Annotated in this window: 16 protein-coding genes; 9 read left to right on the forward strand and 7 right to left on the reverse strand. The window is 57.9% G+C overall.

Going from position 1 to position 21,134, the window contains the following annotated elements:
* Positions 1 to 149 precede the first annotated feature (149 nt).
* Both AC2T9U_RS00730 and AC2T9U_RS00735 read left to right on the forward strand, forming a co-directional pair.
* Positions 150 to 839: a DedA family protein gene (locus tag AC2T9U_RS00730; protein ID WP_243888590.1), complete on the forward strand. Its 690-nt coding sequence runs from the start codon at positions 150 to 152 to the stop codon at positions 837 to 839.
* A gap of 104 nt (positions 840 to 943) precedes the next feature.
* A complete protein-coding gene (locus tag AC2T9U_RS00735; protein WP_208304066.1) occupies positions 944 to 1,714 on the forward strand; it encodes a rhomboid-like protein in 771 nt (256 codons plus the stop codon).
* Between the two features lie 55 nt (positions 1,715 to 1,769).
* Here the strand turns inward: AC2T9U_RS00735 and AC2T9U_RS00740 are convergent, their stop codons facing one another.
* The gene (locus AC2T9U_RS00740; RefSeq protein ID WP_493696295.1) at positions 1,770 to 2,378 is read right to left on the reverse strand and encodes a TetR/AcrR family transcriptional regulator; all 609 of its coding nucleotides are present in this window, start codon (positions 2,376 to 2,378) and stop codon (positions 1,770 to 1,772) included.
* Between the two features lie 189 nt (positions 2,379 to 2,567).
* Here AC2T9U_RS00740 and AC2T9U_RS00745 point away from each other — a divergent pair, with 189 nt between their 5' ends.
* Together AC2T9U_RS00745 and AC2T9U_RS00750 are read left to right on the forward strand one after the other, a co-directional pair.
* Positions 2,568 to 4,325: an oleate hydratase gene (locus AC2T9U_RS00745; RefSeq protein WP_028327338.1), complete on the forward strand. Its 1,758-nt coding sequence runs from the start codon at positions 2,568 to 2,570 to the stop codon at positions 4,323 to 4,325.
* Positions 4,326 to 4,630: 305 nt separating this feature from the next.
* Positions 4,631 to 5,371, forward strand: coding sequence for a phospholipase A2 (locus AC2T9U_RS00750; RefSeq protein WP_493696296.1), 741 nt, complete (start codon positions 4,631 to 4,633; stop codon positions 5,369 to 5,371).
* Between the two features lie 68 nt (positions 5,372 to 5,439).
* Here AC2T9U_RS00750 and AC2T9U_RS00755 read toward each other — a convergent pair whose 3' ends face one another.
* The 6 genes from AC2T9U_RS00755 to AC2T9U_RS00780 all read right to left on the reverse strand — a co-directional run bounded on the left by AC2T9U_RS00755 (position 5,440) and on the right by AC2T9U_RS00780 (position 14,701).
* A complete protein-coding gene (locus tag AC2T9U_RS00755; RefSeq protein WP_493696297.1) occupies positions 5,440 to 8,868 on the reverse strand; it encodes an ATP-binding protein in 3,429 nt (1,142 codons plus the stop codon).
* Positions 8,861 to 9,508 carry a DUF4194 domain-containing protein gene (locus AC2T9U_RS00760; protein ID WP_493696298.1) on the reverse strand — a complete coding sequence of 216 codons (648 nt, stop codon included), beginning with the start codon at positions 9,506 to 9,508 and terminating at the stop codon, positions 8,861 to 8,863. The genes AC2T9U_RS00755 and AC2T9U_RS00760 overlap by 8 nt, the downstream gene beginning before the upstream one ends.
* The gene (locus AC2T9U_RS00765) at positions 9,505 to 11,031 is read right to left on the reverse strand and encodes a DUF3375 family protein (protein ID WP_493696299.1); all 1,527 of its coding nucleotides are present in this window, start codon (positions 11,029 to 11,031) and stop codon (positions 9,505 to 9,507) included. Before AC2T9U_RS00765 ends, AC2T9U_RS00760 begins: the two co-directional genes overlap by 4 nt.
* A 129-nt stretch (positions 11,032 to 11,160) precedes the next feature.
* The gene (locus AC2T9U_RS00770) at positions 11,161 to 11,760 is read right to left on the reverse strand and encodes a superoxide dismutase family protein (protein ID WP_493696300.1); all 600 of its coding nucleotides are present in this window, start codon (positions 11,758 to 11,760) and stop codon (positions 11,161 to 11,163) included.
* Positions 11,761 to 11,953: 193 nt separating this feature from the next.
* Positions 11,954 to 12,790, reverse strand: a complete 837-nt coding sequence (locus AC2T9U_RS00775; RefSeq protein WP_208304057.1) for an undecaprenyl-diphosphate phosphatase — start codon at positions 12,788 to 12,790, stop codon at positions 11,954 to 11,956.
* 159 nt (positions 12,791 to 12,949) lie between these two features.
* Complete coding sequence (locus tag AC2T9U_RS00780; RefSeq protein ID WP_493696301.1) at positions 12,950 to 14,701, reverse strand: S8 family peptidase; 1,752 nt, start codon at positions 14,699 to 14,701, stop codon at positions 12,950 to 12,952.
* Positions 14,702 to 14,971: 270 nt separating this feature from the next.
* On the opposite strand from AC2T9U_RS00780, the gene AC2T9U_RS00785 reads away from it, so the two are divergent.
* From AC2T9U_RS00785 to AC2T9U_RS00805, 5 genes are all read left to right on the forward strand, one after another.
* Positions 14,972 to 15,523 (forward strand): Dps family protein, encoded by a 552-nt coding sequence (locus tag AC2T9U_RS00785; protein WP_028327345.1) that lies wholly within the window; start codon positions 14,972 to 14,974, stop codon positions 15,521 to 15,523.
* 617 nt (positions 15,524 to 16,140) lie between these two features.
* The gene (locus AC2T9U_RS00790; protein ID WP_493696302.1) at positions 16,141 to 18,126 is read left to right on the forward strand and encodes a transglycosylase domain-containing protein; all 1,986 of its coding nucleotides are present in this window, start codon (positions 16,141 to 16,143) and stop codon (positions 18,124 to 18,126) included.
* 797 nt (positions 18,127 to 18,923) lie between these two features.
* Positions 18,924 to 19,502 carry an MptD family putative ECF transporter S component gene (locus AC2T9U_RS00795; RefSeq protein ID WP_115031701.1) on the forward strand — a complete coding sequence of 193 codons (579 nt, stop codon included), beginning with the start codon at positions 18,924 to 18,926 and terminating at the stop codon, positions 19,500 to 19,502.
* A 447-nt stretch (positions 19,503 to 19,949) separates the two neighbouring features.
* Complete coding sequence (locus AC2T9U_RS00800; protein WP_493696303.1) at positions 19,950 to 20,216, forward strand: hypothetical protein; 267 nt, start codon at positions 19,950 to 19,952, stop codon at positions 20,214 to 20,216.
* Positions 20,217 to 20,518: 302 nt separating this feature from the next.
* Positions 20,519 to 21,007 (forward strand): GNAT family N-acetyltransferase, encoded by a 489-nt coding sequence (locus AC2T9U_RS00805; protein ID WP_493696965.1) that lies wholly within the window; start codon positions 20,519 to 20,521, stop codon positions 21,005 to 21,007.
* Positions 21,008 to 21,134: the final 127 nt, after the last annotated feature.

Raw genomic sequence — 21,134 nt, forward strand, 5'->3', positions numbered from 1 at the left:
TCTCCTCGTAGTCACCACAACGGTGCGAGCCCAGCCCTGAAGAACCCCTGAACACCTCGCCCGAGACACTCCAAGCACCCACAAAGCACCCGCCACCAAACAGAACCACCTTCAGGCAAACTTCAATGTGGGAGCCCTACCTTTTAAACATGCAGACTATGCTTCCCAGCCTCCTGGCTGGCCCAGCACCCGCAGTCGGTGGGCTGCTCGACCCCATGACCTTGATCCAAGGGTGGGGACCATGGGCACTGGTCGGCGTGGCCACGATGACATTCATCGAATCCGGAGTGCTCTTCCCCTTCCTCCCCGGAGACTCACTCCTGTTCACTGCCGGCCTGCTCCACGAACCCCTCGGCTACTCCCTCTTCACCCTCATCTTCTTCACTACCATCGCCGCCATCCTCGGCGACCAAGTCGGCTACTTCCTTGGCCACAAATTCGGTCGCCAATTCTTCAAACCCGACGCCAAAATCCTCAAAACCAAATACCTCGACGAAGCCGAAGCCTTCTTCGCCAAATACGGCGGAAGGTCCATTGTCCTGGCTCGCTTCGTGCCCCTCGTACGCACCTTCGTGCCGCTCGTTGCTGGCATGACCCAATACGGATACCAGCGATTCGTCGGCTGGAACATCTTCGGCGGTACACTCTGGGTGACCACCATGTGCACCGCAGGAGCGCTCCTAGGCGGCATCCCATTCATCGCCAAAAACGTGGACCTCATCGCTGTGGGCATCGTCGCTATATCCCTCATACCCGTCGCCTTGCAGGTTTGGACCTCCATCAAAGACTCCAAAAAAGCCGCCGCCGAAAAAAACCGCACCCCCACCAACCAGATCTGACAACGGTGACCCCCGCACCACCTCGGTAAACCTGTGACGCCCGCCCGCACACGCGGGCGTCACCACATCCCGAGACGTGGCCCGCCTCGCTCGAAGGAGCAAGCATGTTCACCGCCTCCGTCGCTCTGGCGCTCCTCGCTCTCTTCGTCGTACGTCACATCCAGACCCCCTGGGCCATCGCGATCACCCGCACCTGGCGCAGTTTCCTACCTCACCTCACCCACTGGGTTCGCACCGCACCCGTCACTTACACCTACCTCGGTCTCCTTGCCTTCACCACCTGGCTACTAGGTCACACCCGCCCCAAGCTGCGCGCCGCGTTCCTCGCCGCGCAATCAACCAACCTCCACGAACTCCACACCGACCCTGTTCCTGTTCTGCTACGCAGCGCCTTCTACGTCACCCCCACCGAGTTATTCGTCTGGACAATTCTTTTTACGCTCGTTGCAGCACCCCTTGAACGATGGATCGGAAAAGCCCGCCTCCTTGCCGTGTTCTGGGCAGGACACGTCGGAGCCACCCTCGTGACTGCAGGCGGAATCGAATGGAACGTTCGCCGCGGAGCCCTCTCACCTGGGATCGCCTTCACCGTAGATGTCGGCGCTAGCTACGGATTCGCCGCAGTCTGCGCCCTATTCGGCTACTGCCTACGTGGATGGCCGCGCAATGCGTGGATGATCTTCTGCACCGCTTACTTGACCGCCGCCGTTATTTTTTCCGGCACATTCACTGACGCCGGGCACCTACTCGCTTTCGGTGTCGGACACGCCTTCTACCCACTCGTTCGTCGCATACCGCTCCACCCCCGCCACGGCCACCCCACTGCCGCGCCACCGTTCCTGCCACATTGCGCCCGACGCCGCCGAGAACGCTGACTGTCCGCTGCCGAGCAATCCGGCACAAACTTTGATCCTGCTTCACCTTGGTCAATCATCGCGGCGCCGCACCCGCAACAGCTACTCCGATCAACGTAGCCAACCGGGTCTCCACTGAACCGGCATCAGCCAACCCCGTCCGCGTACGGTTCAACTCCAACACTGCACCCGAGACAATCAGCCGGGCCGCTGCCTCTGCCCCCTCCGGACGTCCGCCACGACGCAACACTTCTGCGATGACAGCCTCCACCTGTGCCGCCAACACCACCACTGAACTTCGATGAGGTCCTTCAGCACCGAACAGCAATTCTCGAGCCACGGCAGCGCTGTTTTCTGGCTGCTCTAAAGCGAACTCAACCAGCGGTTGCACCACTAACCGAGCCATTCGCTCTACGTCGTCCCACAATTCGGGATTTTCCTCGGTGGTGGCCTCAACCCGCGCCAAATTCTCTGAAATCAGCGTCGCCCACTGCTCATGCGCAACCATCATCAGTAGCTCGGCCTTCGTCGCGGCGTACTGAAAAACTGTCCCCACCGCCACGTCCGCATCTTCAGCTACCTGAGCCACCGTTGTTCGCTCGAACCCTTGTGCCCGAAGGCGATCCGCGGCTGCAGACAAAATACGTGCACGTTTGTCAGCTCGTGCTCGTTCCCGTCGGCTCATTGTGGCTGCGGACTTTTTTGAAATCCGAGTTTTTGTGACTGAGCTCTCATTTTTGTCCCCTGTCATGCGCCTACCATAGACACGTAATAATTGAGCCGACTCAAAGTTGAACCAACACACACCGCGCATTCCCGTACGACCGCCAACGTTGATCGGCCCGACACCACGCAGCGCAGGAAGGGATCCCCGATGCAATTCAGCAGCGGCACATACGAGGCCTTCGCACAACCCCGCATCCCCGAAGGAGCCCCCGATAAACACGCCTGGATTATCGGCGCCGGGCTCGCAGGACTATCGGCAGCTGTCTTCATGATTCGCGACGGTGGGGTTCCTGCAAACCACATCACCATCGTTGAACGCAGCAAAATCCCCGGCGGCGCCATGGATGGCATCAAAGAACCCGAACGTGGCTTCGTTATCCGAGGCGGCCGCGAAATGGAAGACCACTTCGAATGCCTCTGGGACCTCTTCCGCAGCATTCCCTCCTTGGAAGAAGAAGGCATCTCCGTTCTCGATGAGTTCTACCGGCTCAACAAAGACGACCCCAACTACTCCCTCTGCCGCGCCACTCAAAACCAGGGCCAACCCATCGACACCCTTGGCCTGTTCACTCTCGATAAGCAAGCCCAGAAGCAAATCGTGAAACTCTTCCTCGCCACCCGAGAGTCGATGGAAGGCAAACGCATCGACGAAGTGTTTGACGAGCACTTCTTCGAATCCAACTTCTGGATGTTCTGGCGCACCATGTTCGCTTTCGAAACCTGGCACTCCGCCCTAGAAATGAAGCTCTACCTCCACCGCTTCATTCACCACATCGACGGCCTTGCTGACTTCTCCACCCTTAAATTCAGCAAGTACAACCAATATGAATCCTTCATCCTTCCGATGACCAAATGGCTCATCGATCAAGGAGTCACCTTCCAGTACGAGACTGATGTCCTCGACATCGACTTCGACATCACCGCGCAGCGCAAACTCGCCACCCGTATCCATTGGGTTAAAGAAGGCACTCCAGGTGGTATTGACCTAACCCCCAACGACCTCGTCTTGACCACCATTGGATCGCTGGTCGACAACTCCGACAACGGCGACCATGCCACCCCTGCAAAGCTTGACCGCGGCCCTGCTCCAGCGTGGGAACTCTGGAAAAAGATCGCTCGAAAAGACCCCTCCTTCGGCCGACCTGAAGTGTTTTGCTCCTCCATCGATGAGAGCAAGTGGCAATCAGCTACCGCCACTACCCTCGATGAGCGCATCCCTGAATACATTCGCAAGATCACCCGGCGTGATCCCTTCAGTGGTCGCGTTGTCACTGGTGGAATCGTTACGGTCAAAGATTCTTCATGGCTCCTCAGCTGGACGGTCAACCGGCAACCACACTTCAAGAACCAGCCGAAAGATCAAATTGTCGCCTGGATTTATTCCTTGTTTGTCGACACCCCCGGTGATTACATCAAGAAACCGATGAGCGAATGCACCGGTGAGGAAATCACCGCCGAATGGCTCTATCACCTCGGTGTTCCACTAGCTGAAATCAATGAACTCGCTGCCACCGGCGCTAAGACTGTTCCCGTAATGATGCCGTATGTCACTAGCTTCTTCATGCCTCGCCGAGCTGGTGATCGTCCCGACATCGTGCCCGAAGGTGCAGTGAACTTCGCTTTCCTCGGACAATTTGCAGAGACAGGCCGAGACACCATCTTCACCACTGAATATTCAGTCCGAACCGGCATGGAAGCTGTCTATCGCCTTCTGGGTGTTGAGCGTGCGGTGCCGGAAACCTTCGCTAGTACGTATGACGTCCGTACTCTCCTTGCTGCTACTTCCGCTTTGCGTGACGGCGAAAAAATGGAGATCCCTGGGCCTGCTGCTTTCCGGAAGTGGGCCGGTGACAAGTTGGACTCTTCAGTGCTGGGAAAGCTCGTCCGTGACGCGGGAGTGTTGTGAGCATCTGTCACGGACGTTGACTCATCTGAGCGTGGCGCATCGTGGGCTGGGGAGTCACGATGCGCCGTTCAGGTGAAGGCGCCCCGCCGGCGCCAACTGGGTCTGTCATCGGAATGGTGACAGACCCAGTTTTTCTTTCACTTACATGAAGTAGGTCAAATAAAATAAATGGTCGTACCAGTAATTAAAATTATATTTAGCTCACCAATTTCTCAGGGGTGCTCATCCTGTTGGTCGCCTATTTGCCCCTGCTGAGGTGCTCAGTTAATCTTCAGGTGAAACTCAGTTGATATTGGGGGAATAAAATGAATAGCGCATTCAAGTTAGCTGTATCCTCACTTCCCATCGCATTGGCTTCATCAATAGTTTTTAGTCATCCGTCTCTAGCCTCTGAGTCTTACTCTCACGTCAGTAAGACTGGGAATATCGCATCGAAAAAAAACTCATTGAAGGATGTTATCCCTTTTGCGGGAGCACCGAACTTAGGGACAGTTGAAGAAATCCTTACTCTTAGTGAAGAGGAGCTTGAGGAGAAAATATCCGATCTTCCTGGCGAGCAAATTAAATCTCTCAAGAAAGAAGTTGCTAAAGAAGAGGTTCCAAGTGGTTTTGCAGGCGCCGTAGATAGATCCTCAGGAGGGGACTCAGAGGGAAAGAGTGGTCGGAAGTATCTTGAAGATCAGGCTAATGCCTGGATGTTCCAGACCCCGCTTTCTGAGTTCATTAGCTTTCGCGAAAAAGAACTAAGAAATCCAAAGAATAAAGCTTTTGTCTGGACTACTGATGGGTGCAGTGTTCCTTTAGGGATGGGAAAAGGTTGGTCTAAAAAGTTCTACAATCCGTGCGTTCGGCATGACTTCGGGTATCGAAACTTTGGCCCTAAAGGTCCCCTGAATCTCGGTGCTTCGAACTTTAAAAAGTCGCGTAAAAAAATCGATGCTCAGTTCCTCAAAGATATGGACTCCGTTGCGAGAGGTTTTGCTGGTAGGGCTGCTGCCCGGGCTTTTTATGGAGCCGTAAGAGCAGGCGGTAAAAGTCATTTCTAGAATCCATTAACATCATCGAAGAGTCTTCTTTTCAGGATTGAAATTGACATTGTCGATGATGAATATCGCTATTCACCTTCCCTGACATGGGTGCGTTCTGCGTCTGTGAGCATGTGAATAGTCGAGTGGCCTTCTGGATCTTTGGTGACAGCGACGAGCTGATCAAAATGAGGCTCTAGAGCATTGAATGATCCTTCAGGGGCAACCACGATGGGTTGGAATCCCAACCGCGGCCATGCTTCTGCGCCACGGTGACTTGTCATCGAGTCCGCTTTAATAAATGCCTCGTCGAGGATGACTGGGGCGAAAACAGGGCGGGCACGGTTGTCGTCACCGAGTTGGTAGCGCAAGGCCGCGCCGGTGATGAACGCGATCAGCTCTTGGCTTTCTCCACCTGATTTGCCAGCAATGTTGTTGTAATTCATCACAACATTGCCTTCAGAGTCGACTTCGTCGGCACTGAAAATGTGGTGAGTGCGTACATCGAGGAGCTGATCGCGCACCCGGTTATCTGCGCCAGCAGGAGTTTTCTCTCGCACTTGAGCGAGAAGATGCGTAGCACGAGCGAATTGTGCTTCGGCGAAGGTAACGAGGGCCTCGTCGTCGAGGGCGTCGGTGGTGGCTGTCATGTTCTCGGCGAGCGCGCGTAGTTGTTTCTGGAAGCGAGGCACTTCGCTGGCTGGTGCATAGTTGGCGCGGATGCGTAGCCGGTTGGCGCGGATGCTGAAGGGGAGTGTGTCTAGAACGGTTTGGATAGGGGTGAGGCGTTCTTCGATTGCGTCGGATGCGATCTGGAATTCACGGATCATGGCGTAGATGTGTTCACCGATCCATTGCATGATCTGTGCTGCCCAGGCGCGGCGGCGTTCTTCGACTCCGTGTGCGTCTAGACGGTGGAGGATATCGAGGAAATCTGGGTAGGCCTCGAGTTCGGGGGCGAGGTTGTTGTTGGGCCATTTGCTGAGGTAATCGCTGAAGATGCGTAGTAGGTCGGCGCGGGCGCGTTCGGCTTCTTCTTCAGCGCGGGTGCGGGCTTCGGTGAGGGTGCGGCGGATGCGGTTGGTTGCGTTTTCGAATTGGTCTCGTTCTCGTGCGTTGGGGCCATCGGCAGCGAGGAGTTCGTCGAGGTAGTTGCGTTGTTCGTCAGTGAGTGTTTGGCCTGCGCGTTCTTGTTTTTCGGTGGCGGTGAGCCAGTGGTCTTTGAGTTCGCTGATGTTTTCGATGTCGTTTTCGATGGTGCGTCGTTGTGCGGCGAGGCTGCCTGCCTCTTTTTTGGCGGCGTCGGCGGCGTTGAGGCAGTCGCGGTAGCGCTGGTCGATTTCGGTGAGGGAGGTGGAGCCGTTTTCGATGGTGGTGATGCGTTCGGTGAGGTCGTCGAGACGTTGTTGGGTGGGGGCGGGGTCGAGGTCTTCCCAGGTGAGGTCGAGGAGGGCTTTGTGCTGGCGGTGTTGGGTGCGGAAGTTTTCTAGTGCGCGGTCGGCTTCGGCGTGAGCGGCGCGAGCGATGTCGGCGTTGTTGGTTGCGGTGGCGAGTTGTTCGCGTAGGACGGTGAGTCGGGCTTCGTTGAGGAATCCGATGATGGGCATGCGGTTTCCGCCGATTGCGCCGCGGTCTGCGTGGCGTTCTTGGCCAGCTCGGGTGATGCGTGGAGTGTTGTCGTCGGTGAGTTCGTCGGCGGTTTCGACACAGATGTGGGTGTAGGTGTCGTCGATGCGTTTGCCGAGCCAACCGGCGTAGGGGTGGTCGGGTTTGGTGATGAGTTTTGAGGCGAGGCTGTTGGGGTGGGGGGTGCGGGTGGTGGGTAGGTCTGGGTCGACGGAGCGGAATTGGATGCGGCGGGGGAGGGTGATGCCATCGATGGCGCGGTTGAAGTGGTCGCGTTGGTTGCGGGGGATGAGAAGGGTGGTGGCGAATCCGCCGAGGGCGGCGTCGGCGGCGTGGCGCCAGTTTTCTTCGCCGGGGGCCATGTCGAGAAGTTCGGCGACGAAGGGGAGTTGGTCGCGGGTCATTCCTGCGGTTTCGGCGAGGTGGAGGCGGATGCGGTCGAGGTTGTCTTCGATGTTGCCTGCGCGTAGTTCGTGTCCGGCGATTTGTGCTGCGAGGTCGGTGACTTCTTTGTCTTTGGCTGCGGAGGTGAGGAGGGCGGTGTTGGCGTTTTCGCGTAGTTGGGTGAGGTGGGTTTGCGCGGTGTGTTCGAAGGTGCGGGCGTGGGTGGTTGCGTTTTCCCAGGTGTCGCGGGTGGTGGGGAGGTTGTCGCCGAGTCCGGTGGTGGTGGCTGCGCGGGTGCGTCGGTCGTGGATTCGTTCGAGTTCGCGGCGTGTGGTGTGTGCTTCGCGGCGGATGCGGTCGAGGTCGCCGCCGCCGTGGGTTTCCCAGTCGTGGCGGAGGTTTTCGGCTTGGGTGGTGAGGTCGTGGGCGCGGGTGTCGGCGTTTTTTTCGGCGGTGCGTAGGGTGTTTCGGCGGTTGGTGAGGTCGTCGTCGGCGGCGTCGAGGATGTTGACCCAGGTGGTGGCTTTCCAGTATTCGAAGGTGGATTCGCCGCCGTGGAGGTTGCCGAATGAGGTGACTTGGTGGGCGTTGTGTTGTGCGGTGTCGAGTGCTTTTTTGCGTTCGGGGATGGGGCGGAGTAGTTCGATTTGTTGGACGATGCTGGTGAATTCGGTGTGGCTGCGGGTGAGGGTGTCGAATTCGTGGAGGCCGGCGTCGAAGCGGTCGTAGGTGGTGGGGCGTTCGAGGACGCGGTCGCGGAAGAGGGCGTTGATTGAGGTGACAGGGGCTGCGCGTTGGATGTCGTGGAGGAGGTCGAGTGCTTTTTTGCCGTCGCCTCCGCGGCCGATGCCTAGGGCGGGCATGAAGGCTTCTTCGACGGCTTGTTTGTAGGTGTTGTAGATCTCGAGGCCGGGCATGTCGGTGCGCATGCGGCGGGCGTGGAAGGTGTTGGTGGGGGTGGCGTAGGGGTGGAATCGGTCGAGGGAGATGCGTTTGCGGATGGAGAACCAGCGGTTGGTGAGGTCGGTGGGGCGGGTGGTGTTTTCGGTGGCGAACATGAGTCGGCCGATGGTGATGATTCCGCCGGCGGTGGAGGTGAATTCGAGTGATATTGCGCCCCAGATGGTGCCTTCGCGTAGGACGATGTCGTGGTTGTGGTGGCTGGTGGGGTGTTCGGTTTCGCCGGTTTTTCCGCGTAGGTAGGTTAGGGCGTTGCGGGCGCCGGGGGCGCGTACGCCGGTGACGTCGTTGCTGGCTGCGTTGAGTGCGGTGGTGTGGGGTGGTTGGAGGACGGCGGTCCAGGCGTCGAGGAGGCTGGATTTGCCGGATCCGGTGCCGCCACCGATGAGGGTGGTGTGGCCGTTGATGTCGATAGTGTGGGGGCCGCCGTGGAATCCGCCCCAGTTGATGAGGTGGATGCGGTTGAGGCGCCATTGTTGGGTGCCGGGGGTGATGTCGTCGGTGCCGAGGAGGCTGTCCTGCAGGTTGTTGGGCTGCAGGTTATTCATCTGTGTCTCCTGTGGGTGGGGTGGTGTCGTTGGTGAGGGCGTTGGTGTATTCGGTGATGCGTTCGGGGGTGAGGAGTGTTTCGACGATGGGGGAGATGGTGTATTCGGCGTCTTCGATGTCGAGGGTGGTTTGGCCGCGATGGGGTTGGAGGATGCCGTCGCGAATGAGGTTGCGGATGGTGGTTTTGTCGCGTTCGCGTTCGCGGGTGTGGTCGGGGGTGTTGTGGGGGCGTTGGGTGGCGAGGTGGGTGAGGAGGTCTGGGCCGGTGGTGGTGTAGGTGGTGCGTCCTTCGGCTTCGTACTGGAGCAGGAGTAGGCGTAGGTGGAGGAGTAGGCGGATTTCGTTGGGGGTGAGGGGGTTGTTGCGTAGGAGTGTGTAGGAGTTGGAGTCGCCTTCGTAGTGGGCTTGGTGTTTGTAGGCGATGCCGGTGTCGGTGTTGATGGTGAGTTCGAGGAAGAGGTCGGCGAGGGTGGAGGTGATGGTGGTTTGGTTGTCGAGGAGGGCGGCCCATTCTTCGGGGTGGCGGCGTGAGTCTAGGTGTGTGTTTTTGAGGATGAGGATGAGGGCGCGGCGGCCGTGGAGGGGGAGTCGTCCGGTGTCGGTGGGGAAGAGGCGGTGGGGGTTTTCGGGTTGGGTCATGGTGTTTCTTTGGTGGGGTGGGGTGGGGTTGGGTTGGTGGTGATGGTGGCGAGGTCGGTGGTGAGGGTGCGTTGGGTGCCGTCTGGGCGGGTGGTGGTGATGGTTTCGGTGGTGCCGTCGTTGGTGATGTGGCCGTGGGTGGCGGCGAGGGTGAGGAGGCCGAGGAGGTCGATGGGGCGTTGGCAGTCGGGTGGGAGGGTGTTGAGGATGGTGGCTGCGGTGGGGTGGGTGTTGGTGGTGGTGAGGAGGGTGTTGATTGTGGTGGTGATTTCGCGGTAGCGGGGGCCTGCGTTGTGGCGTAGGTGGGTGGGGTTGAAGTGGGTGTTGGTGTGGGTGGTGGTTTTTGGGTGTGGGGGGTGGGTGGTGTTTTTGGGTGTGGGGGGTTGGGTGCGCAGGGTGGTGATGTCGGTGGTGGTGAGGGGGTTGGTGAGGGGGAGTGGGTGGTGGGTTTTGTGGTTTTTTTGCCAGGTGGTGAGGGCTGCTTCGAGTTCGCGGATGCGGGTGGGTAGGAGGTTGTGGTTGGGGGCGTGTCGGGAGCGTAGGTAGCGGGTGAAGGTGGTGTTGAGGTGGTTGCGGGCGTCGATGACTTCGGCGATGCCGCGGTTGATGGCGTTGACCATGCGGCGGGTGGTGGCGGTGTGTTCGGGTGGGAGGGTTGTGGCGAAGGGGTGGTTGAGGATGGTGTCGATGTCGTTGCGGAGGTTGTTGACGCGGGTGGGGTCGTTGAGGAGGCGTTGGGCTGATTCGAATCCTTGGCCTTCGCGGGTGCGGCTGAATAGGACGCTGAGGCGTTGGAGGTATTCGTCGATGATGGTGCCGGTTTCGCGGGTGTCGGTTTGGAATTCGTGGCGGAGTTGGTCGCCTTGTGCGCGGACGGTGGTGCTGATGTTGCGTAGGTCGCGTAGGAGGGTTTCGAGGCCGTTGTGGACGCTGAGGTATTCGTTGAGGACGGTGTGGTTGGGTTCGGGGGTGATGGGGGTGGTGTCGATGGTGGCGAGTTGGGTGTTGATGTCGTTGAGTTGTTGGGTGAGTTCGTTGCGGCGTTGGGTGAGGAGGCGTTTGCGTTCGGTGGGGGCGGTGGAGGCTTTGATGGCGCAGCGGTGGGCGGCTTCGAGGAGGGTTTCGACGGTGGTGGCGGTGGTGACGATGTGGGTGCGGGTGAGTTCGGTGACGAAGGCGAGTGCGTGTTCGGCTTCGGGGGTCATGCGGTAGGCCTCGTCTTCGCCGTTGGGGGCGAGGATGCGGGTGAGCCATCGGGTGTTTCCGTTGAGCCAGGTGTCGCAGAGTTCGCGTCCGGTTCGGGTGGGGCGTCCGGTGGTGGGGTCGGTGCCTTCGGTTTCGATGAGGGTTGCTTCGGTGAGGCCGTGCATGCGGTCTTGGGGGACGGGGGTGCCGGAGGTTCCGAAGGCTTTGGTGAGGATGGTGAGGATGAGTGCGGCGTCGCGGCGGCGGAGGAGGGTGAGGGCGGGGTGGTTGAGGATGTTGGTGTAGGTGTGGTGGAGTTCGCCGGTGTCACTGGTCATGGTGTTCCCCTCAGGCTTGCGGGTGCGCCTCCGAACGGTAGCTGTGCGGTAGGGGAGGGTGGTAATTGGTGGTGGAGGGGGCCGTGGTTGTTGGTGGGCGTGCCACGGTTGAGGGTGGTGGGTGGTGGGTTAGTGTTTGATGATTCCGCAGGCTGCGCGGGGTCCGGCGTCGCCGGTATGTAGGGTTTCGTGGTCGGGACCTTGGGGTGCGTAGCGTTGGGGGATGTTGGCGTGGTTGTCGGCGTTTTGGTGGAGGATGATGGCTGAGCCGTCGGCGTCGAAGAGGTTGGCTACGGTGAAGCGGTCGGTCCAGAAGCTGGTGCTGACTTTGGTGTTTTTGCCAGCGTAGATGGTGGGGAAGTCGCCGGTGTTGTTGGGGTGGTGGGTTGTGGGGTCGAGTTTCCAGTGGCCTCCGGCGGAGAGGAAGGCGCCTTTTTTCTCAGGTTTGTTGGGGGCGGAGGAGTTTTTTTCGCATTTTCCGATGGAGTGGATGTGTAGTCCGTGGAATCCAGGTTTGATCCATTTGGCTTGGAGGGTGACTTGGGTTCCGCCGTCGCGGTCGGTGAAGGTTGCCCAGCCGATGTGTGTGCCGCGGGAGCTGTACATGGGTGCGGTGGCTGTGGTGGGGGTGTTGTTGTGGTGGGTGGTGGCTGTGGCGATGTTGCTGGTAGCGATGCTGGTGGCGGTGAGCAGACAGCTGGTGGCGAGGAGGCTGATTGTGTGACGCATGGGGTTTCCTTGTCGTGTTGGGTTGGTGGTGTTGTCACCTCACTGTGGGTTTGGGGGGTGTTGTGTAGCAAGGGGTGAGGGGTTTTGTTCGGGTTGAGCGGATTTTGGGGTGTTGGGTTGTGAGTTGTCTGTGTTTATGACTGTGCCGCTACCTGGTGAGGTAGCGGCACAGGTGGGTGGTGTTTGTGTGTGGTTAGGCGGTGATGATGCCTGCGGCGAGGAGGCCGATGAGGGCTAGGCCGAGCAGGACACGGTAGACGATGAAGGAGCTGAAGGTGTTGGAAGCAACAAACTTCAGTAGCCAGGCGATGGAGGCGTAGCCGACCACGAACGAGGCGATGGTGGCGATGATGGTGGGTCCCCAGCCGACGGTGGTGCTGATGTCAGATGCGGCGCTGATCCCTTCCAGTACGCCTGCTGCCACGAGCGCGGGGATCCCCATGAAGAAGGACAAGCGGGTGGCTGTGACGCGGTCGAAGCCACGGAACAGACCAGCGGACATGGTGGCCCCGGAGCGGGAGATACCTGCAAACAGGGGAGATAGAGCCTGGAATCCGCCGATTACGAGGGCGTCGGTGATGGTGACGTCTTCCATGTTGCGGCGGCCTTCGGTGTGGCGATCAGCTAGCCACATGACAATGGACCAGACAAGCAGCGCTGCGGCGACGACCCACATGCTGCGCAGGGTGGTTTCAATCAGGCTTTTAAACAGCAAACCGACCACGGCTACTGGGATGGAGCCCAGGATGATGCCCCAGCCGAGGCGGTAGTCAGGGTCGTCCCGGTCATCGGGGTAGGTCAGGCCGTGGAGCCAGGCCATGGCGATGCGGACGATGTCGCCCCAGAAGTAGATAATCGCGGCGAGGATCGCGCCGAGCTGGATGACAGCCGTGAAGGCGGTCATGCCGACGCTGTCGATCTCGTAGCCGAGAAGTTTTTCGGCGACGGTGAGGTGGCCGGTACTGGAGACGGGAAGGAATTCGGTGACGCCTTCAACGATGCCGAGGATGATGGCGTGGAGCCAGTTCACGAGTGGGGTCTCCGTTTCGGGGGAGGGGTTTGGTGATCGTTATTGTGTGATCTTCTCGTGCGTGGGGTGAAATCTGTCTGAAGTGTGCGTGCATGCTGCACACGTGTGGCCCGAGAGCAGAGTGCTCTCGGGCCACACGTGTTGTTTTGGTGTGGATGGTCAGGCTTTGACTGTCAGGGTGGCGGTGCCAGTTTGTCCGTCTTCTTGGGTGAAGGTGTACTGGACTGCGGTGTTTCCGTGCCAGAAGAGGGAGGCGCGGATACCGATTGTTTTGTCAGGATTGACGGTCAGGCAGAACTTGCGGGTGCAGGGTGGGTTGAGGAGTTCGATTTTGCTGACCGGGTTGGTGGTGGTGTCGTTTTTCAGAACGTTAACTTTGGCGTGTGTGGTGTACGGGGCAAGCGCGACGGTGTCGTTGACTGCTTTGGGTGCGGTGCCGGATGGGTTGGGTTCGGTAGGTACTGGTACGGGGGTGGGGATGGGGGTGTTCCCGGTGATGGCTGCGACGGCTTTGGCGGCGTCGAGGATCCCGCTTCCCATGGGTACGTTGGGTTGAACCGCGAATGGGTGGGTGGTGTTGACCAGAGTGGTTTTGATCTGTTCTGGTGTCATCGAGGGCGATAGGGCTGAGAGCATCGCTGCAACGGCTGCGACGTGCGGGGTTGCTTGCGAGGTGCCGACCATCGGCCCGTAAGTTGCCTTGGCGGGGGTGGTAGTGCCGCTGTTAACGGTGGAGATGATTTGGTTGTTGGGTTCGCGGGTTGCTTCACCGCCAGGTGCGGATAGGGTCACGGTGTTGCCGTAGTTGCTGAATGAGGATTTGGTGGCGGATCCACCGGTTGCGCCGACAGTGATGACGTTGCGGCAGTTTGCCGGGGAGAATGTTGATGCGTCGGTGTTTTTGTTGCCGGCGGCGACGACTACGGTCGATCCGCGGGAGACAGCGCCATCGATCGCAGCTTGCATGTAGGAGTAGCAGTAGCCGGGTCCGCCCAGGCTCAGGTTGAGCACTTTTGATGGTGTCGGGTTGGTGGGTGCTCCCTCGACTTTTCCGCCAGATGCCCAGGTGACGGCATCAGCGATGTCGGATAGTGAACCGCCGCAGGCGCCGAGAACACGGACGGGTTGAATTCGGGCGCCGTAGGCCACGCCTGCTACACCGGTGCCGTTGTTGGCGATGGCTGCAACAGTTCCTGCGACGTGGGTTCCGTGCCAGGAGGAATCTCGGGGTTGGCTTCCGCGGAAGCATTGGCTGTAGGTGCTCCAGTCACCCATGTCGCTGGGGTCGTTGTCACGGCCGTTGCGGTCTCGGGCGGTATCGGGACTAGAGATGAAGTCGTAGCCGGGGACGAGCTGAGAGTCGAGGTCGGGGTGTCTGGTGATACCGGTGTCGATGACAGCCACGGTTACACCTTGACCGGAGGTCGCTTTCCACGCAGTGGGAGCGTTGATTCCGGCAGGACCATTTTTTAGGTCCCATTGCGAGCTGGCGTATAGGGGGTCGTTGGGCATCTCAGAGGCGTGGACTCGGATGTCGGGTTCAGCAGCAACGATGTTTGGATCGGCAACCATTGCCTGAGCGAGGTGTGCTGCGCGGGCGGTGCTGGTTCCGGTGACCACTGCACGGCTGCGAGAACCTAGAGATCGTTTGACGGTCAGGCTGGCTGCGTGTTTTTTGTTGACGCGGTCTAGAGCGTCTGCTTTGGCAGCTGGGGAAGGGTTTTTGAAGGTCACCACGATGTCACCGGTGTATGTCGTGGTTGATGGGGCTGTCTGCGGGTAGGCGACTTTGGTGGTGGGGGCGGGGGATGGTGGGGGCGTTGGGGTTTTGGGTGCGGCGCTCGCGCTCGCTAGGGGGGCGAGAGCAAGCGCGAGAGTGGATGCGATTCCTAGGGCGTAGTGACGACGCATGGATTGCCTTTCGTGCAGAGTCCCCGGTCAGGGTTCCGAGGACGTTGCCTACACGTCGGCCTTTGGCAGGTGCGTATGAGAGGTTCGTGTTCACCCTTGGGGGTGTCTTTTGACCTGGTGGGAGGGAGTATTTAATAGCCGGGGGGAGTTCGCTGGTGGCCGATTGTGGTGCCGGTTGGAATAGCTCAAATGCAGGTGTCGTTGTACGTGGTGAGAGCGGGCCGATGGCGGCTCGTGGCGCAAGTCTGTGTTGATTACGAGGAGGACGGCATGGCAGATGTGAAGTCTGGTTACACGGTTCCCGGTATGAACGAGGGCGAGAGCGAGAAAGTCATTGAGGTGCTGCAGAAGCGCCTGGCCGCTTACAACGACTTGCAGCTGACGTTGAAGCACGTGCACTGGAACGTGGTGGGACGTAACTTCATCGGTGTTCACGAGATGTTGGACCCACAGATCGAGCTTGTCCGTGGATGGGCTGATGAGGTCGCTGAGCGTATTGCGACTATGGGCGGTTCCCCTGCCGGACGCCCGGGCGACATTGTGAAAAACCGTGACTGGGAGGACTACAGCCTCGGTCGTGACACCACGCTCGCGCACTTGGCTGCACTGGACAAGGTGTATGAGGGAGTTGTGTCTTCTAACCGTGCAGCGATCAGCACGGTGGGTGAGATTGATCCGATTTCGGAGGACATGCTCATCGGTCACTCTGCTGAGCTGGAGAAGTTCCACTGGTTCATTCGTGCCCACCTTGAAGACACTGATGGTCAGCTGGTTACGCGTGGCACCAACAGCGAAGAAGAAGCTGCAGACGCCGCGCGTTGATCTGACGTTTCGGTGTTGAGGCTGCACCCACCGCGTGGGTGCAGCCTCGCTATGTGCGAGGTAACGATGAGGCTGTAGCGAGCAGGCACCCGAACCTGTTGCGGCTACATACGGTGACAATCCGATGACAATATGACAGCGCCTCTGCGGTGGTGATTCTTTTTCCGCTGCGATGTTGTCTCATTCTTGCTCCCAAAATATTGGTTTTGACCAGCAACTTTGTCGTTTGGTGATCTGTTTTCTGCTCTCGTTGTGGTCGCCAAGACCACCAGCAACCTTTGATGTGGTTGTGCGGTAATGGGGTTCAGGAACTGTGAAACGTGAGGACGCGTGTCCCATGTCCGCTGCCCGCAGCATGCGGGGGCGTCGAGCGGCTACAACCGCCGTCGCCTTCAGATCACTGTGCACGGTATGGTCGCGATACCCCTCTACGGACACAACATGTATGCGCCGCAGCGAAGGCCCTGAAGCCATCGCGCGGCGCAACACACAAGAGCATCTTTCTTAACTCCTCCGCGATGGAGGGCTGAGATGGTGACTCTCTATTCATACACGTGCGACACGATGCTGCGTGGGGTCCTGCAGGACGCCCCCACTTGGGCAGGAGGATGTTGGGGATGTTTGGTCTCAGGCGCTTGCCTGGACGCTTGAAGCGGATCTTGCTGTTTTTCCTGGCGGTTATCGCTGTTTTCGTGGCGCTGTTGGCCATCCCCGTGACACGCAATGCCGTGTCGACAGGTGCAGGCAAAGCACTCGATGCAGCTCTACGGCTCGCCCCCACTTCTGATGTCTCGAAGCTGCTGGACAAATTGCCTGAACGCAGCCGTATCCTCGCCGCAGATGGCACTGAAATCGCACAATCGTGGTGGCAGAACCGCGTCGTGGTCAAAACAGACCAGATCGCTCCGGTAATGCGGCAAGCTCAGATCGCGATCGAAGATGTCCGTTTCTACGAGCACGGAAGCTCTGACTTGCAGTCCATTGGTCGCGCCGCGATCGCGAACGCCACTAGTGGTGACGCTACGGGGCAAGGTGGTTCCACTATCGAGCAGCAGCTGGCCAAGAACATCACCCAGCTCCAAGCCGAGCTCGACAACTCCGCCAAAGGCATCAAGGCCTCTACAGACAAAACACTGTCCCGCAAGATCGACGATGTCATCCTGGCCGCTCACCTTTCTGATGGCCGAGGTAAAGAACAAGTTCTTACCGACTACCTCAACCTCGTCTACTACGGCAACGGCGCCTACGGTGTGGAAGCTGCAGCTCAGCGCTACTTCAACACCCATGCATCCGACCTCACCTTGCCTCAAGCTGCTCTCATCGCAGGTCTGGTCCAATCACCCTCGGCCTATGACCCAATGAAGCACCCGAAGGCCGCGACTAACCGTCGCAACCAAGTCCTCGATGCTATGCACGCCAACGGCATGATCCCCGAGGACAAGTACAAAGAGGCCAAAGAATCTGACCTTGGTCTCAAGCCCACGGCGACGTATCAAGGCTGCGCCAACTCCAAACAACCGTGGATGTGTCAGTTCGCGGTGTCGCGTCTGCTGGCTTCACCGGAGTTCGGTAAGACCCGTGAAGACCGGCAGAAAACCTGGGAAACCGGCGGCCTGACCTTGACGACCACGATGGATGTGAAGGCACAAAAGAGCGTTGACCAGACCCTGAAAAACCCTGGATTGCCCAGCAGGACCTTGCACGCCTCTGCCGCGATAGTCCGTGCCAAGACTGGTGAGGTTCTTGCTATTGGCCAGGACGTTGCTTATGGCAACGGTAAGGGACGCACCACACAGTCCATGTCTATCGATGCTGTTGATGGTGGGAAAGCTGCCTATCAGGCTGGATCTTTGTTCAAGGTCTTTACTATGGCGGCAGCTCTGGCCAATGGTTATGGTCCAGGTTCAATTATTAACGCTCCTGCCAGCGGCACCCCGATGAACGTCGGCACCTTCAAAACTTGCAAGCCTGTCGGTAACGAAATCTGGGCGCCTAAGAACGCTCCAGGTGACCCTGATGGTCCAATGACGTTGGTTGAGGCGCTCGCTAAGAGTGTTAACACCGCGTTTGTGCAGCTTGAGGCGCAGGTGGGGTTGTGTGAGGTGCGAGACACCGCGCACAAACTGGGTGTGAAGAACACTGATGGTTCTGATCTTGAGCTTGTTCCCTCGATCACGTTGGGAACAGCGATCACTTCTCCGTTGACGATGGCGTCCTCGTATGCACCGTTCACGGCTGAGGCTAATGGGCAGCACTGCGCGCCAACTCCGTTGAAATCGCTTAAAGGCCGTGAGGTCGACATCACGTTTAACAGCAAGTGCAATACCGCTGTAGATGGTCAGGCAGCGGCAAACATGCGTTCGGCGCTGCAACAGGTTGTTCACGCGGGTACGGCGCAGAAAGCTGCTCTTCCTGGAGTGCCTGTTGGTGGTAAGACTGGAACTAACGACAATTCCACGTCCACGTGGTTTACGGGTATTGCGCCGGGATTGGCTGCTTCTGTTTGGGTTGGCGATACCTCGGGGGCTAGTTACGACAAACTCTACGGCGGTACCTATGCAGCGCCGTTGTGGGGTCAGATCATGGCTCCGCTAGCTCGCTAGGGCCAGAGCCAAGGGCAGTAGTGTTTGGGTGAGCAGCGCGCCCTGAAGTCGCTGTTATATGTGGGGCGAGATGCCGCTGAGGGCGGTGTCTGGCCCCACATATTTGTCTTGTCGCTCTGATGGTGCAGGGTTATGAGCAGTGAAAATGTGCCCTCAGTCACATTGGCTTCTCGCTAGCAGCGCATTCCATCGTCTGGAAACATGCAGGCCAAAATCGTGAAAACGATTCTCATAAAAGGGAAACCTGTTGAGCCAAGACTGAAATGGGGGCTATTGGTGATCGGACAGCCTGAGGTAAGCCTTACGGGATACTTGGTCACTTCCATAGAACTTCTCCTGCTTATTGGGTAGGGCTGACTACTTCAAGGGGCTTATGCCACCTCATCAATACCCACTCACTCACCACTGGCGTCGGCCCTGCCAACACATGACGCACACTCACTCATAACCGCGCCCCACTGCCACAACTCCCCCCCACTTTGCGGACACGTAACCATGACCCCCCACCTTTCCCCCGTTGCCCTCTATCGCTTCCCCTGTTTTGTTCCTATCCCTACCGGCATTACTGCTCTTCCCGATGCGGCCATCTCTGCTGCATGTCCTGCAGGCGAAAACCGCGGAGTTCTCGCCTGTCCATCAGGGCGCCGTATAGCGATTCGTGTCGATTTTTTGTCGCGGATAGCCGGTCGCGCAGGTTTCTTGGGTGCGAATGCGCCTAGGCCAGCTGCTGGCATTTACAGCGTCGTCATCGTGACAGAGCTCCAGCCAAGAGAAATCCCTCATAGACAGGAACATGCATGCGATTGAACGCTAACGACCTTGTCCAGCTGGGCATCTTCACTTCTGTCTACCTTGTTGTTTACTTTGGTCTCAACATGATTGGAGCAGTTTCCCCGCTTCTGCAACCTGCGGGTATTGCCGTTGCTGTTCTCCTTAATGGCATTACTTTCATGCTTTACCTCAGTCGCGTCCAGAAATTTGGGCTCATTACGCTCATGACGGTTCTGCTAGGCGTTCTTATGACAGTGGCCGGACATCACCCTGTGACCCTGATAACTGCCATCGTGTGTGGGCTTGCCGCAGATACCTTCGCCTGGCAGGGCAGATATACCGCAGGTTTAACTACCGCAGTGGCGTACGGCGTCATGAGTATGTGGGGATCCGGGGCATATCTGCCCTTGTTGTTTATGCGTGAGCCGCTCGTAGCGCAGTACCGCGTTCAGATGGGGGATGCGTGGGCGGATTCGTTTTCTTCGCTGTATACCTCGGAGTTCATCGTTACGTTCGTGGTTGTCACTGTTCTTGTGGGGATCGCTGGGGGGCTACTGGGGCGTAAGGCGGTGGATCATCACTTTCGGCCGGCAGGCTTGGCTTGAGGCATGTGGTTGTTTCTCAAGGGTTGGTGTGTGATTGTGCTCACATGTGAGGTGGACTGCTAGGTGGCAGTGTCTATATGTCCTGCCATCTAGTTCATGTGTGCACGTCGCATCAATTATGCAGTGCGTGAAAAAAACGATTTCCTATCTCAGTAAGTGTTCACACTGCGCGTGGTGCGGAACCAAATGCTCTTATGTTGCGTTGCAATCTCTCATTGGTTTTAAGGAATTACTTTTTCTTCAAAAATAATTTTGTGAATCCTTTCAAATTATACTCAATAGGTGACCTTCTTCTCGCTTTCTAGAGCTTTGTTTCTGCTATTGTTTTAGTTGTCTCCACGGAGGACATGGGGAGTGAAGTCTGGCGCTTCGCGTGGAGTCGACTCTTATATAGTTAATTTTGTTCTGCGAGATCGTCTGTTAACGATCTTGCGGACGGGAGGAAAAATGACTTACAAGCGATTTGTTTCTGCTGCAGCTGTGGCTGGGGTTGCCTTGAGTTGTCTCATGGTGACTGGAGCGGGTGTTGCTACTGCAGGCGAGAATGAGAGTAAACCTGCGGAAGGAGGAAAAATTTTCTTCCCCTCTAAGCTTGGAAATAAAGGGGATGGTCTCTTTATTATTAAGCCAAAGCCTGATGGCGGAAAGGAAGCCCCTAAGCCTCCTTCGAGTCTCGATGAAATTAATAAGAAGATCGCAGGAAGCGGAAATTAACTCTTTGAGATTTTAGCCCTGGTTTCTGTAGGAGCCTTACTCCTCACTTGCTGGCTTTATTAAAAAAATCTCAATTATTAATGAGACGTAGCTGCGCTTTGCCATCAAATCAGTGGCAAGGCGCAGCTATGCGTGTTTCAGCGAGCAATTTTCTTAAATGAGTAAGGTATTGCGATAGCTATTGATAGAGGAAGCCTGGAAAGAAAAGGACTGCTGTTATGGATGGGGTGGATGGTGGAAATGATCTGGTGATCGAGGTAGCGACGCGTCTGGAGCAACTGGATCAGGTGCGGGATCTTGTGATGGATAGCCTTCAACGAGACCAGGGTTATGGCTACCGCCCAGAGTGGCATTGGGACCTAGATCGTACTGTTGAGATATACGTAGATAATCCCCGAAATCGTATGCTTCTGGCGCGTTCTAAAGAAATACCCGTAGGGTGCTGCGGTATTCGAGTAGGGACTCCGGCTGGGCCGCGCGAAGTCGTGAGTATGCTTCCCCCTCGCACCCACGTGGCACAGATAGTTCGGCTAGTGGTAGCTCCGGGATGGCGGCGCCGAGGGCTAGGTCGGCGTTTGGTGGAGGAGTCTCTGAGGCATGTTTCTGCTGATCCAGGTTTCACAGCAGCGTATTTACACACAAATGCCTTAGTGCCAGGGGTGTTGCAGTTTTGGAAGAAATGTGGCGCGAGGGTACTGACATCATTTCCAGATCCAGTTGATGCAATGAATGAAAAACTGCGAACGGTTCACATGACTTTGCCTCTGCGCGAGGGTGACGTGCAGCTTTGAGAGATGACCTGTGTAGGACTTATTTAGCGTCTAGGCAGGGGAGATACTGAGAGTGGGTTGGGATCTCTAGGCGTTGAGGGGGCTATCGCGTGCCGTTGTCGTGATCAATGTGGTGCTGCTCAGTGGG

This window comes from Dermatophilus sp. B7861-1, from assembly GCF_058996045.1.

Excerpts from the sequence above, each read along its gene's own strand:
- AC2T9U_RS00730 (WP_243888590.1), top strand. The coding sequence starts at position 150 with ATGCAGACTATGCTTCCCAGCCTCCTGGCTGGCCCAGCACCCGCAGTC.
- AC2T9U_RS00735 (WP_208304066.1), top strand. The coding sequence starts at position 944 with ATGTTCACCGCCTCCGTCGCTCTGGCGCTCCTCGCTCTCTTCGTCGTA.
- AC2T9U_RS00740 (WP_493696295.1), bottom strand. The coding sequence starts at position 2,378 with ATGAGCCGACGGGAACGAGCACGAGCTGACAAACGTGCACGTATTTTG.
- AC2T9U_RS00745 (WP_028327338.1), top strand. The coding sequence starts at position 2,568 with ATGCAATTCAGCAGCGGCACATACGAGGCCTTCGCACAACCCCGCATC.
- AC2T9U_RS00750 (WP_493696296.1), top strand. The coding sequence starts at position 4,631 with ATGAATAGCGCATTCAAGTTAGCTGTATCCTCACTTCCCATCGCATTG.
- AC2T9U_RS00755 (WP_493696297.1), bottom strand. The coding sequence starts at position 8,868 with ATGAATAACCTGCAGCCCAACAACCTGCAGGACAGCCTCCTCGGCACC.
- AC2T9U_RS00760 (WP_493696298.1), bottom strand. The coding sequence starts at position 9,508 with ATGACCCAACCCGAAAACCCCCACCGCCTCTTCCCCACCGACACCGGA.
- AC2T9U_RS00765 (WP_493696299.1), bottom strand. The coding sequence starts at position 11,031 with ATGACCAGTGACACCGGCGAACTCCACCACACCTACACCAACATCCTC.
- AC2T9U_RS00770 (WP_493696300.1), bottom strand. The coding sequence starts at position 11,760 with ATGCGTCACACAATCAGCCTCCTCGCCACCAGCTGTCTGCTCACCGCC.
- AC2T9U_RS00780 (WP_493696301.1), bottom strand. The coding sequence starts at position 14,701 with ATGCGTCGTCACTACGCCCTAGGAATCGCATCCACTCTCGCGCTTGCT.
- AC2T9U_RS00785 (WP_028327345.1), top strand. The coding sequence starts at position 14,972 with ATGGCAGATGTGAAGTCTGGTTACACGGTTCCCGGTATGAACGAGGGC.
- AC2T9U_RS00790 (WP_493696302.1), top strand. The coding sequence starts at position 16,141 with ATGTTTGGTCTCAGGCGCTTGCCTGGACGCTTGAAGCGGATCTTGCTG.
- AC2T9U_RS00795 (WP_115031701.1), top strand. The coding sequence starts at position 18,924 with ATGCGATTGAACGCTAACGACCTTGTCCAGCTGGGCATCTTCACTTCT.
- AC2T9U_RS00800 (WP_493696303.1), top strand. The coding sequence starts at position 19,950 with ATGACTTACAAGCGATTTGTTTCTGCTGCAGCTGTGGCTGGGGTTGCC.
- AC2T9U_RS00805 (WP_493696965.1), top strand. The coding sequence starts at position 20,519 with ATGGATAGCCTTCAACGAGACCAGGGTTATGGCTACCGCCCAGAGTGG.